Consider the following 11142-nt stretch of genomic DNA (forward strand, 5'->3'; position numbering starts at 1 on the left):
ACCTCGCCGCGGTTTCGCGGCGAGGTCGAGCCGATCGATCCGGTTGCCGGGCACATTCCCGGCGCGCGCAACCGGCCGTTCGCCGACAACCTCGGCGCAGGCGGCGCGTTCAAGCCTGCCGACGCGCTGCGCGAGGAATTCGAGGTCGTCATCGCCGGCTTCGACGCCGATCGGGTCATCCATTCCTGCGGCTCGGGCGTGACCGCCTGCCATAACCTGCTCGCGATGGAGCATGCCGGCCTCGAAGGCTCGCGCATCTTCGCGCCGTCGTGGAGCGGCTGGATCGCCGATCCGTCGCGGCCGGTCGCGCGCGGCGGGTAGCACGGAGAAAACAGTGAAGAGGGTGAGAAAAGAGTGGAGGAATTTCGCTTTTACTCTTTTCTCACTCCTCTTCACGCATTGCGCGCTTCTCAGCCCTTGGCTTTGAGCTTCGCGACGAGCGCCTGCAGCACGCGCTGCGATTCCTCGCCGAACCAGCCGTCGACGAATTCCGTGACGTCGAGCGAGGCGACGTCGGCGAAGCTGTCGGCGAGATCGGCGCGCGCGATGCGGCGGGTTTCGCTCATGGCGCGCGGCGGCAGCGCGAGCAACTTGCCGAGCCAGAGCTGCGCGCGCGGGACGACGTGGTCGACGTCGACGAGCTCGTCGACGAAGCCCGCGGCCAGCGCCTGTTCGGAATCGAGCATCGCGCCGGCCACCATGAGGCGTTCCGCGCGATAGTTGCCGATGAGGCGGCGCAGGCCGCGCTGGATCGGCTCGGGCACGACGAGTCCGACCTGCACTTCGTTGAGGCCGATGCGGTATTCGCCGCGCGCCATGATGCGGTAGTCGCAGAAGATCGACAGCACGGCGCCGCCGGCCGGGCTGTGGCCCGTGATCGCGGCGACCGTCGGAATCGGCGAGCGCGCGAGTGCGGCGCAGGTCGCGAACAGATCGCGCCAGACCTGGCCCATGCCGTCGCGGTCGAGCTGCAGCAGCGACGGTACGTCGAGACCGCCCGAGAACATGCCCGTGCGCCCCGACAGGATGATGCCGCGCGCGCCATCGCGCGGTGCGGCTTCGATCGTATCGCGCAGCGCGCGGATCAGTCCGGCGTCGAGCGCGTTCACGGGCGGGCGCGCCAGGCGCAGTTCGAGGATGTCGTCGTGGCGGATCAGGTCGAGCATGAAAATCTCCGGATGAGGCGCGCGCGGCTGCGACGCTGCGTCGCAGCGGCGGCGTGCGGGAAACGGAAACGGCGCCGACTATCATAGCGACAAACCTGCGGAACGACCGGAGACCCCCATGATTCAGCGTCGTCTTTCATCGCTGCTGCTGATCGCCGCCGCGGCTTTTGCCGGCGCCGTGCACGCGGACGGCAGGCTCGCGATCGAGGACGCCTGGATACGCGCGGCGCCACCGGGCGCGGCCATGCTGGCCGGCTATGCGACGCTGCGCAATGCCGGCGATGCGCCGCTCGTCGTGCGCGGCGCGCGCAGCGATGCCTTCGGTTCGGTGAGCATGCACGCGACACGGATCGAGGACGGCGTCGCGCGCATGCGCGAAATCGAAGCGATCACGCTCGCGCCGGGCGAACGCGTCGTGCTCGAACCCGGCGGCAGGCACCTCATGCTGATGCGGCCCGCGCGCGAACTCGCGCGCGGAGCGGCGGCCGCGATCGTGTTCGAGGTCGGCGACGGGGCATCGACGACGACGGCCGACTTCATCGTGCGCGATGCGCCCGGCGCTGATCCGCATGCCGGGCACTGAGATTTCCGCAGCCGATGTTCGCGTCGACCTCGGCGATACGGTCGTGCGTCCGTGGCGCGGCGACGACGCCGACAGTCTCGTTCGCGCGGTGACCGTTTCGATCGACGAACTCGCACGCTGGCTGCCGTGGGCGAAGCGTGACTACTGCGCCGCCGACGCGCGGGAATGGATCGCGTTCTGCGAACGCAGCTGGCACGAACGCAGCGCGTTTCCGTTCGGCGTGTTCGCGTCGGACGGCGCGGCGATCGGCGGCGTCGGGATCAATCGGATCGATGCGCAGAATCGCTGCGGTTCGCTCGGTTACTGGGTCGCTACGACGCACACGCGGCGCGGCCATGCGCGCCGGGCCGCGCGCGCCGCGGCGGAATTCGGGTTTCGCGAACTCGGGCTGTGCCGTGTCGAGATCCTGATCCTGCCCGACAATCGCGCGAGCCGCCGCGTCGCCGAAGCGATCGGCGCGCAGTGGGAATGCGATGCGCGGGCGCGCATCCAGCACGCCGGACTTCCGGCGACGGCCGCCGTCTACGCGCTGCTTCCGGACGAGCTTCGCGCCTGAAGCGGCCGCGCGGTCAGTGCGGCATCTCTTCGGCGAGCGCGCGCATGCGGTCGCGATGCACGACGCGGAACAGCAGTCCGAGGCCGAGGCCCGCGAACGCGCCGCCGATGTGCGCGACATAGTTCGTGTTCGAACGCGGTCCGTAGTAGTGGCTGTAGATGTCCCAGCCGACGTACCACGCGGCGAGCACCAGCAGCGGCACGCTGAAGCGGCGCACGAACACGAGGAACCACAGAAAGCAGCGCACGTTCGCGCGCGGCATCAGCACGGTGATCAGCGCGAGCATGCCCATGACGACGCCGGACAGCCCGACGCTCGGCAGCGCGTCGACGCTCGCGTCGACGCTGTAGCGATAGGCGAAGCCGGCAGCGAGCGCGATGACGAGAAAGCCGATCGCGTAGTAGACGTAGCCGACCGCGCTCTCGACGAACGACGCGAAGATGAAGAAGAAGATCAGGTTGCCGATCAGGTGGCCCCAGCTCGCATGCGCGAAGGCTGAAGTCAGCATGCGGCCGATGTCGACGCGCGACGGGTCGTAGGCGAGGTCGCCGGTCAGCGTCGACGACACGGCGCTTTCGAAATCCTCGATCGCGCGCGCGATCTTCGCGCTCTTGTAGTCGAGATCCTTGGCCGGATCGGTGTAGAAAACGAGGTCGCCGGCCTGCGCGGCCATCGCGGCGATGCGTTCGCTGCGGTCGCTCGCGTCGCGCAGTACGAGCAGGTTCGCCGCACAGCCGGCCTGGCGGCCGTCGGCGCTCGTGCGCGTGAGCAGCGCCTGCGCGTTCGCATCGTCGTAGCGCGCGCAATGTTCCTTCACGCGGGCGAGATAGCCCGAATCGGCCGACATCTGGCGCATGAACACCAGGATGCAGACGACGCAGACCAGCACGGTCAGGAACGGCACGCGGTAGAGATCGGCGTCGAGCTTGTACGGAAAGAACAGCATGACCCGTCCCCATGGCGGAATCGCTGGGGCGATTCTGCCCGAGAACGCGCAGGCGCGTTCTCGGTGCGGCGGCGTACCGGTGCCGTCGCGCGGCGGCGTCGATCATGCCGCCGCCGCGCCACGTTCCGCGCGGTCAGGCCGCTTCTTTCTTTCGGCCGTTGCCGCTCGTCAACAGGCGCGCGAGGAAGCGGCCGGTATGGGAAGCCTTGTTCGCGGCAACCTGCTCCGGCGTGCCGGTCGCAAGGATCTGTCCGCCGCGGTGGCCGCCTTCAGGACCGAGATCGACGAGCCAGTCGGCCGTCTTGATCACGTCGAGATTGTGCTCGATGACGACGACGGTGTTGCCGTCGTCGGCGAGGCGCTGCAGTACCTGCAGCAGTTGCTCGATGTCGTGGAAATGCAGACCCGTGGTCGGTTCGTCGAGGATGTAGAGCGTGCGCCCGGTATCGCGCTTGGACAGTTCGCGCGACAGTTTCACGCGCTGCGCTTCGCCGCCGGAGAGCGTGGTCGCGCTCTGGCCGAGCTTGATGTAGCTCAGTCCCACGTGCATCAGCGTTTCGAGCTTGCGCGCGAGCGTCGGCACGGGTTCGAACAGCCTGTGCGCGTCCTCGACGGTCATGTCGAGCACGTCGGAGATGCTGTAGCCCTTGTACGTGATGTCGAGCGTCTCGCGGTTGTAGCGCTTGCCGTGGCACAGGTCGCAGGGTACGTAGACGTCGGGCAGAAAGTGCATCTCGACCTTGATCATGCCGTCGCCTTCGCAGGCTTCGCAGCGGCCGCCCTTGACGTTGAAGCTGAAGCGTCCGGCGCCGTAGCCGCGCGCGCGCGCCTCGGGCACCTGCGCGAACAGCTCGCGCAGCGGCGTGAACAGTCCGGTATACGTCGCCGGGTTCGAGCGCGGCGTGCGGCCGATCGGCGACTGGTCGATGTCGACGACCTTGTCGAACAGATCGAGTCCCTGGACCTTCTTGTACGGTGCGGGCTTCTCGCTCGCGCCGTTGAGTTCGGCCGCGGTCAGGCGGAACAGCGTGTCGTTGATCAGCGTCGATTTGCCCGAACCGGACACGCCGGTGATGCAGGTGAACAGGCCCGCCGGAATCTCGAGATCGACATTCTTCAGATTGTTCCCGCTCGCGCCGAGGATGCGCAGCATGCGCTTGGGATCCGGCGCGCGGCGCTTCTTCGGCACCGCGATGCGGCGCTTGCCCGACAGATACTGGCCCGTGATCGAGCGCGGGCTCTTGAGCACGTCCTTGAGCGTGCCCTGGGCGACGATCTCGCCGCCGTGCACGCCGGCACCCGGACCGATGTCGAGCACGTAATCGGCGAGACGGATCGCATCTTCGTCGTGCTCGACGACGATGACGGTATTGCCGAGATCGCGCAGGCGCGTCAGCGTCGCGAGCAGGCGCTCGTTGTCGCGCTGGTGCAGTCCGATCGACGGTTCGTCGAGCACGTACATCACGCCGACGAGGCCGGCGCCGATCTGGCTCGCGAGGCGGATGCGCTGCGCCTCGCCGCCCGACAGCGAGTCGGCCTGCCGGTCCAGCGTGAGATAGTCGAGGCCGACGTCGACGAGGAAGCGCAGGCGCTCTCGGATTTCCTTGACGATCTTCGCGGCGATCTCGCCGCGCCAGCCGGCCAGGGTCAGCGACTGGAAGAACTCGAGCGAGGCATCGATCGGCAGCGCGGTCAGCGCCGGCAGGTTGCGATCGGCGACGAACACGTTGCGTGCCGAGCGGTTCAGGCGCTGGCCTTCGCAGACCGGGCAGGGACGCGCGCTGATGAACTTCGCGAGTTCCTCGCGCACGGCCGGCGATTCGGTTTCCTTGTAGCGCCGTTCGAGGTTGTTGACGATGCCTTCGAAGCGGTGCTTGCGCGTGACGTTGCCGCCGCCTTCGGTCAGATAGCGGAACGAAATGACGTCTTCGCCCGAGCCGTAGAGCACCGCGTTCTGGTTCGCCTTCGACAGCTTTTCCCAGGGCGTGTCGATGTCGAAGCCGTAGTGCTTGGCGAGCGAGAGTATCAATTGGAAATAGTACGCATTGCGCCGGTCCCAGCCGCGCACCGCGCCCGCGGCGAGGCTGTGCTCGGGATGCACGACGATGCGCGCCGGATCGAAGAACTGGCTGACGCCGAGGCCGTCGCAGCTCGTGCAGGCGCCGATCGGCGAGTTGAAGGAAAACAGGCGCGGTTCGAGTTCCGGCAGCGAGTAGTCGCAGATCGGGCAGGAATAGCGCGAGGAGTACAGGAGCTCCGGCGCGTCGGGCGCGTCGAGATCGGCGACGAGCACGAGGCCGTCGCCGAGCCGCAGCGCGGTCTCGAACGATTCGGCGAGGCGCTGCTTGAGGTCGGCCTTCGGCCGGAAGCGGTCGACGACGACTTCGATCGTGTGCTTCTGGCGCAGCGCGAGCGGCGGCACGGCGTCGAGTTCGTGGACCGTGCCGTTGACGCGGGCACGCACGAAACCCTGCGCGCGCAACTGTTCGAATACCTGTACGTGCTCGCCCTTGCGCTCGCGCACGACGGGCGCGAGCAGCATGTAGCGGTGATCGGGATTCAGTGCGAGCGTCGCATCGACCATCTGGCTGACGGTCTGCGCTTCGAGCGGCGTGCCGTGATCGGGGCAGCGCGGCACGCCGACGCGCGCAAACAGCAGACGCAGGTAGTCGTAGATTTCGGTGATCGTGCCGACGGTCGAGCGCGGGTTGTGCGAGGTGGATTTCTGCTCGATCGAGATGGCCGGCGACAGCCCTTCGATGTGGTCGACATCGGGCTTTTCCATGACGGAGAGGAACTGCCGCGCATAGGCCGACAGCGATTCGACATAGCGGCGCTGGCCTTCGGCGTAGATCGTGTCGAACGCGAGCGACGACTTGCCCGAACCGGACAGCCCCGTGATCACGATCAGGCTGTCGCGCGGCAGGTCGAGGTCGATGTTCTTGAGATTGTGCGTACGCGCGCCGCGGATGCGGATCGTATCCATGTGTAGGCTGGGCATCGGAGTAAGCGAAGGATTATGCGCCGACGCGGGACGGCGGCGCGTGACAGATGTGGGCGGCACGATGGAATCCAATCAGGACAGACCTGGACCTATAAACCTGAATGCGGACAGAAACCGTCCTGTTTGATTCCTGCGAATCGCGTGGGCTATCGGGCGCGCAGCGGTGAACGGCTGACCTCGCTCCGATCTGACGATTCCCCATTCCCGAGCTCCCGCTGATCAGGAATTGACCAGCGGCGGCGAAGCCGTTATCCTCGCGCGCCCCAAAAAGGGACGGGCCCGAGCGGGCCTGGCAACAGCAGAATAACTACAGAGGAATTCCCAATGTACGCAGTCATCGTCACCGGCGGTAAGCAGTACCGCGTGATGAAGGGCGAGACCCTCCGCGTCGAGCTGCTCAAGGCCGACGTCGACTCGACCTTCACGTTCGACCAGGTCCTGCTCGTCGGCGAAGGCGAATCGGTCAATGTCGGCGCCCCGCTGATCAGCGGCGCGACGGTCACCGCCACCGTGAAGAAGCACGGTCGCGCCGACAAGATCCGCATCGTCAAGTTCCGTCGCCGCAAGCATTTCCGCAAGGAAACCGGCCACCGTCAGCATTTCACCGAAGTCGAGATCACCGGCATCAGCGCCGGCTGAATCTGAGGAGCAGCAGTCATGGCATCAAAGAAGGGCGTAGGCTCAACCCGTAACGGCCGCGATTCGAATCCGAAGTATCTCGGCGTCAAGGTCTACGGCGGCGAAGCCATCAACGCCGGCAACATCATCATTCGTCAGCGCGGCACCCAGTTCCATCCGGGCGTCGGCGTCGGCCTCGGTCGCGACCACACGATCTTCGCGCTCATCGACGGCAAGGTCGAGTTCGCAGTCAAGGGTCCGAAGAACCGCCGCACGGTCAGCGTCATTCCGGCCTGATCCGCGCGCTACCGATACAGCAGAGGCCCCGCTTCGGCGGGGCTTTTGTTTTGCGCAGGTCCTTACGCATCGCCGGCCTGCTACCTTGAGTTCCCGATCCGCCGTCCCGATCCCCCGCCTATGAAATTCGTCGACGAAGCCGAAATCCATGTCCATGCCGGCAACGGCGGCAACGGCTGCGCCAGTTTCCGGCGCGAAAAATTCATTCCGTTCGGCGGCCCCGACGGCGGCGACGGCGGGGCCGGCGGCAGCGTGTTCCTGGTCGCCGACGAAAATCTCAACACGCTCGTCGACTTCCGCCACCAGCGCGTCTATCGCGCCGGGCGCGGCGAGAACGGCATGAGCCGGCAGATGCACGGCAAGGCCGGCGAGGATCTGACGATCCGCGTGCCGGTCGGCACGGTCATCATCAACATCGATACCGACGAAATCATCGGCGATCTGACCGAACACGGTCAGCGCCTGAAGGTGGCCCAGGGCGGCGACGGCGGTCTCGGCAACATCCATTTCAAGAGTTCGACGAACCGCGCGCCGCGCAAGGCGACCTCGGGCTTTCCGGGCGACTCGCGCGAGCTGCGGCTGGAGCTGAAGCTGCTCGCGGACGTCGGTCTGCTCGGCTTTCCGAACGCGGGCAAGTCGACGTTCATCCGCTCGGTGTCGGCGGCGACGCCGCGCGTCGCGGACTATCCGTTCACGACGCTGCATCCGAACCTTGGCGTCGTGCGCATCGACACCGACCAGAGCTTCGTGATTGCGGACATTCCGGGCCTGATCGAAGGTGCGGCCGACGGCGCCGGCCTCGGCATCCAGTTCCTGAAGCATGTCGCGCGCACGAGCCTATTGCTGCATCTCGTCGACATGGCGCCGCTCGACGGCGAGACCGATCCGGTGGCCCAGGTCAAGACGATCGAAGCCGAACTCAAGCAGTTCGATCCGGCATTGCTCAAGCGTCCGCGCTGGCTCGTGCTCAACAAGGCCGACCTGCTGCCCGAGGACGAGCGCAACAAGATCGCGAAGGACATCGTCAAGCGCCTCAAGTGGAAGGCGCCGTGGTTCATGATTTCGGCGATCGGGCGCGAGGGCACCTGGCCGGTCTGTCTCGAAGCGCAGCAGTTCTTCGACGAGCAGCGCCGCCTCGCGCGCGAGGCGAAAGCCGAGGAAGCGGCGCGGTAGCTGCGGCGAGGGCGAGGGAGGAGGCCGCCGCGATCGCGGTCGCGGCGAAAAGCCATTAAAAAAGCCGGCTTGCGCCGGCTTTTTCATACATGCTGCGGACCGATGACGATCAGGCCAGGGCCTTGATGTGATTGGTCAGGCGGCTCTTGTGGCGGTTGGCCTTGTTCTTGTGGATCAGGCCGCGGCTGCCATAACGGTCCATCAGCGGTTCGGCGACCTTGTAGGCGGCTTCGGCACCGGCCTTGTCCTTCGCGTCGATTGCTTTCACGACCTTCTTGATAGCCGTGCGCAGCATGGAGCGGGCACTGACGTTGCGCTGACGGCGCACTTCAGCCTGCTTCGCGCGCTTCTTTGCGGATTTGATGTTAGCCAAGGTAAGACTCCAGACGCACGGCTTTGGAAAAAGACGCGCGAGTTTAAGGACGGGCCGGCCCTGCGTCAAGAATTGTCGGCGACCGAGTCTGCCGGCCGCAGCCGGGCCGGCGGTCCAGGCCGTAAACTACGCCGTTCGTGTTCACGTCCAGCCGGCGGCGGGCCGGGGAGGAAATCGACCGTTGAAAGCGCCGAGCCTGCTGCGTTCGCTGATGTCCTTCAGCGGAATGACCTTCATTTCCCGGTTGCTCGGGCTCGCGCGCGAGGTCGCGATGTCGGCCGCGTTCGGCGCCGGCATGGTCACCGACGCGTTCAACGTTGCGTTCCGCATTCCGAATTTCCTGCGCCGGCTGTTCGCCGAAGGCTCGTTCTCGCTCGCGTTCGTACCGGTGCTGACGCAAGTGAAGGAAACCCAGTCGCCCGAGGCGCTGCGCGAGGTCGTTGCGCGGACCGCAGGCACGCTCGGCGCGATCCTGCTCGTGGTCACGGCGCTCGGCGTGCTCGGTGCGGACTGGGTCGTGCGCCTGTTCGCTTCGGGTGCGGTCGACGAGCCGCAGAAGTTCGCGCTGACCGTCGACCTCCTGCGCGTCACCTTTCCGTTCCTGCTGTTCGTCTCGCTGACGGCGCTGGCCGGCGCCGTGCTCAACGCCTTCCATCAGTTCGCGCTGCCGGCGCTGGCTCCGGTCATTCTCAATCTCTGCTGGATCGCCGGCGCGCTGTGGGTCGCGCCGCTGTTCGACGTGCCGATCATGGCGGTCGGCTGGGCGATCTTCGCGGCCGGGCTGCTGCAGTTGCTGTTCCTGCTGCCGGCGCTGCGCCGCATCGGCCTGCTCGTGCGGCCGCGCTGGGGCTGGAACCATCCGCAGGTCAAGCGCATCCGGCAGATCATGCTGCCGACCTTGTTCGGCTCGTCGGTCGCGCAGATCAATCTGCTGCTCGACACGATCATTGCTTCGTATCTGATCACCGGCTCGCAGACCTGGCTCGGGCAGAGCGACCGGCTGCTGGAGTTTCCGCTCGGGCTGTTCGGCGTCGCGCTCGGCACGGTGATCCTGCCGAGCCTGTCGCGGCATCACGTCGGCACCGACGCCGCGGCGTTCTCGCGCGCGCTCGACTGGGGCCTGCGTACCGCGCTGCTGATCGCGATGCCGGCCATGCTCGGGCTCGTGCTGCTCGCCGAACCGCTGGTCGCGACCTTGTTCTTCCATGGCAAGTTCACGCCGCACGACGTCGCGATGGCAAGCCTGAGCCTGTCGGCGCTGAGCTTCGGCCTGCCGGCATTCGTGCTCGTGAAAGTGGTCGCGCCGGCATTCTATGCACGCGGCGACACGCGTACGCCGGTGCGTGCGGGCGTCGTTGCGATGGTCGCGAACATGGTGCTGAACCTGATCTTCGTCGCGGCGCTGTTCGCGCTGTGGCATCGGCCCGGCGATCTCGAAGCCGGCTGGATCGCGGCGCTCGCGCGCGTGCCCGGCCTGCACATGGCGCTCGCGCTCGCGAGCGCGCTGGCGGGCTATCTGAATCTGGCCCAGCTCTGGTGGGCGCTCGCGCGCGACGGCGTCTATCGGCGTGAACCGGGCTGGGCGCGGCATCTGCTTCGCGTCGGTCTGGCCTGCGCGGCGCTGGCGGCTGTATTGCTGATCGGCCTGCATTATTGCGCGGCCTGGACCACGATCCCGACCTGGCAGCGCATCGTCCAGCTCGGCCTCCTCGTCGCCGGCGGCGCGGCCGTCTTCGGCCTGGTGCTGTTCGCGCAGGGCTTCCGCCTGCGCGACCTGCGCGCCCACTGAGCCCCGACCCACGTGCCGCGGCCAATGGCTATACTCGCGCCAATGCATACGCTGTCCCGCGACGTCGCCGGCCCCGTGCTCGCGCCGCGCGGCAGTGTGGTCTGTATCGGCGCATTCGACGGCGTGCATCGCGGTCATCGCTACGTGCTCGACCACGTCTGCCGCCGCGCCGCCGAGTTGAACCTGGACCCGGCCGCCATCAGTTTCGAGCCGGTTCCGCGCGAGTTCTTCGCCCGCGGCGCGCTCGCACGGCTGTCCTCGCCGCGCGAGAAGATCGCCGCGCTGTTCGACGCCGGCATCGCGAAACTGCTGCTGCTGCGGTTCACCGCGCGGCTCGCGGCGATGAGCGCCGAGGCGTTCGTCGCCGAGGTGCTGGTCGGCCGGCTGGCGGCGCGCGAAGTGCTGGTCGGAAAGGATTTCCGCTTCGGCCATGGCCGCCGCGGCGACATCGCGCTGCTGGAACGCCTCGGTGCCGGACTCGGTTTCGTCGCGCGCGAGCTGCCGCCGTTCGCGGCGGACGGCGAGCGCGTGTCGAGCTCGGCGATACGGAACCTGCTCGCCGACAGCCGCTTCGACGCGGCCGCGCGCCTGCTCGGCCGGCCGTTCGCGATCGGCGGCAAGGTCGTGCACGGACAGC

The 11142-nt window shown here is 67.3% G+C and carries 11 protein-coding genes and 1 pseudogene; 8 read left to right on the plus strand and 4 right to left on the minus strand.

What is annotated here, in order from left to right; genetic code table 11:
- The coding region (locus VLF18_RS22040; protein WP_414717255.1) for a sulfurtransferase at positions 1-321 on the plus strand (321 nt) is incomplete at its 5' end.
- A gap of 89 nt (positions 322-410) precedes the next feature.
- Here VLF18_RS22040 and VLF18_RS22045 read toward each other — a convergent pair.
- Complete coding sequence (locus VLF18_RS22045) at positions 411-1166, minus strand: enoyl-CoA hydratase/isomerase family protein (protein WP_325281785.1); 756 nt, start codon at positions 1164-1166, stop codon at positions 411-413.
- 118 nt (positions 1167-1284) lie between these two features.
- Here VLF18_RS22045 and VLF18_RS22050 point away from each other — a divergent pair, with 118 nt between their 5' ends.
- Positions 1285-1749, plus strand: a complete 465-nt coding sequence (locus tag VLF18_RS22050) for a copper chaperone PCu(A)C (RefSeq protein WP_325281786.1) — start codon at positions 1285-1287, stop codon at positions 1747-1749.
- Complete coding sequence (locus VLF18_RS22055; RefSeq protein WP_325281787.1) at positions 1736-2305, plus strand: GNAT family N-acetyltransferase; 570 nt, start codon at positions 1736-1738, stop codon at positions 2303-2305. The genes VLF18_RS22050 and VLF18_RS22055 overlap by 14 nt, the downstream gene beginning before the upstream one ends.
- A 13-nt stretch (positions 2306-2318) precedes the next feature.
- Here VLF18_RS22055 and VLF18_RS22060 read toward each other — a convergent pair whose 3' ends face one another.
- Together VLF18_RS22060 and uvrA are read right to left on the minus strand one after the other, a co-directional pair.
- A complete protein-coding gene (locus VLF18_RS22060) occupies positions 2319-3251 on the minus strand; it encodes a rhomboid family intramembrane serine protease (RefSeq protein WP_325281788.1) in 933 nt (310 codons plus the stop codon).
- Between the two features lie 133 nt (positions 3252-3384).
- Positions 3385-6237, minus strand: a complete 2853-nt coding sequence (gene uvrA, locus VLF18_RS22065) for an excinuclease ABC subunit UvrA (RefSeq protein WP_325281789.1) — start codon at positions 6235-6237, stop codon at positions 3385-3387.
- 342 nt (positions 6238-6579) lie between these two features.
- On the opposite strand from uvrA, the gene rplU reads away from it, so the two are divergent.
- The 3 genes from rplU (at position 6580) to cgtA (ending at position 8343) form a co-directional block, all read left to right on the plus strand.
- Entirely contained in the window at positions 6580-6894 is a 315-nt protein-coding gene (gene rplU / locus VLF18_RS22070; protein WP_325281790.1) for a 50S ribosomal protein L21, read from the plus strand.
- 18 nt (positions 6895-6912) lie between these two features.
- A complete protein-coding gene (rpmA, locus tag VLF18_RS22075) occupies positions 6913-7170 on the plus strand; it encodes a 50S ribosomal protein L27 (protein ID WP_325281791.1) in 258 nt (85 codons plus the stop codon).
- Between the two features lie 120 nt (positions 7171-7290).
- Positions 7291-8343: an Obg family GTPase CgtA gene (gene cgtA / locus VLF18_RS22080; RefSeq protein WP_325281792.1), complete on the plus strand. Its 1053-nt coding sequence runs from the start codon at positions 7291-7293 to the stop codon at positions 8341-8343.
- 109 nt (positions 8344-8452) lie between these two features.
- Here the strand turns inward: cgtA and rpsT are convergent, their stop codons facing one another.
- Positions 8453-8716 carry a 30S ribosomal protein S20 gene (rpsT, locus tag VLF18_RS22085; protein WP_325281793.1) on the minus strand — a complete coding sequence of 88 codons (264 nt, stop codon included), beginning with the start codon at positions 8714-8716 and terminating at the stop codon, positions 8453-8455.
- 181 nt (positions 8717-8897) lie between these two features.
- On the opposite strand from rpsT, the gene murJ reads away from it, so the two are divergent.
- Positions 8898-10505, plus strand: a complete 1608-nt coding sequence (gene murJ / locus VLF18_RS22090) for a murein biosynthesis integral membrane protein MurJ (protein WP_325281794.1) — start codon at positions 8898-8900, stop codon at positions 10503-10505.
- 42 nt (positions 10506-10547) lie between these two features.
- A pseudogene (locus VLF18_RS22095) lies at positions 10548-11142 on the plus strand (bifunctional riboflavin kinase/FAD synthetase); the annotation flags it as partial.

Origin of the sequence: Tahibacter sp., assembly GCF_035481375.1 — a bacterium.
Lineage (GTDB): Bacteria > Pseudomonadota > Gammaproteobacteria > Xanthomonadales > Rhodanobacteraceae > Tahibacter.

Bases quoted from the DNA above. Each gene is read 5' to 3' on its own strand.
- VLF18_RS22060 (WP_325281788.1), bottom strand. From the start codon at position 3,251: ATGCTGTTCTTTCCGTACAAGCTCGACGCCGATCTCTACCGCGTGCCG.
- cgtA (WP_325281792.1), top strand. From the start codon at position 7,291: ATGAAATTCGTCGACGAAGCCGAAATCCATGTCCATGCCGGCAACGGC.
- rplU (WP_325281790.1), top strand. From the start codon at position 6,580: ATGTACGCAGTCATCGTCACCGGCGGTAAGCAGTACCGCGTGATGAAG.
- rpmA (WP_325281791.1), top strand. From the start codon at position 6,913: ATGGCATCAAAGAAGGGCGTAGGCTCAACCCGTAACGGCCGCGATTCG.
- VLF18_RS22050 (WP_325281786.1), top strand. From the start codon at position 1,285: ATGATTCAGCGTCGTCTTTCATCGCTGCTGCTGATCGCCGCCGCGGCT.
- VLF18_RS22045 (WP_325281785.1), bottom strand. From the start codon at position 1,166: ATGCTCGACCTGATCCGCCACGACGACATCCTCGAACTGCGCCTGGCG.
- uvrA (WP_325281789.1), bottom strand. From the start codon at position 6,237: ATGGATACGATCCGCATCCGCGGCGCGCGTACGCACAATCTCAAGAAC.
- VLF18_RS22055 (WP_325281787.1), top strand. From the start codon at position 1,736: ATGCCGGGCACTGAGATTTCCGCAGCCGATGTTCGCGTCGACCTCGGC.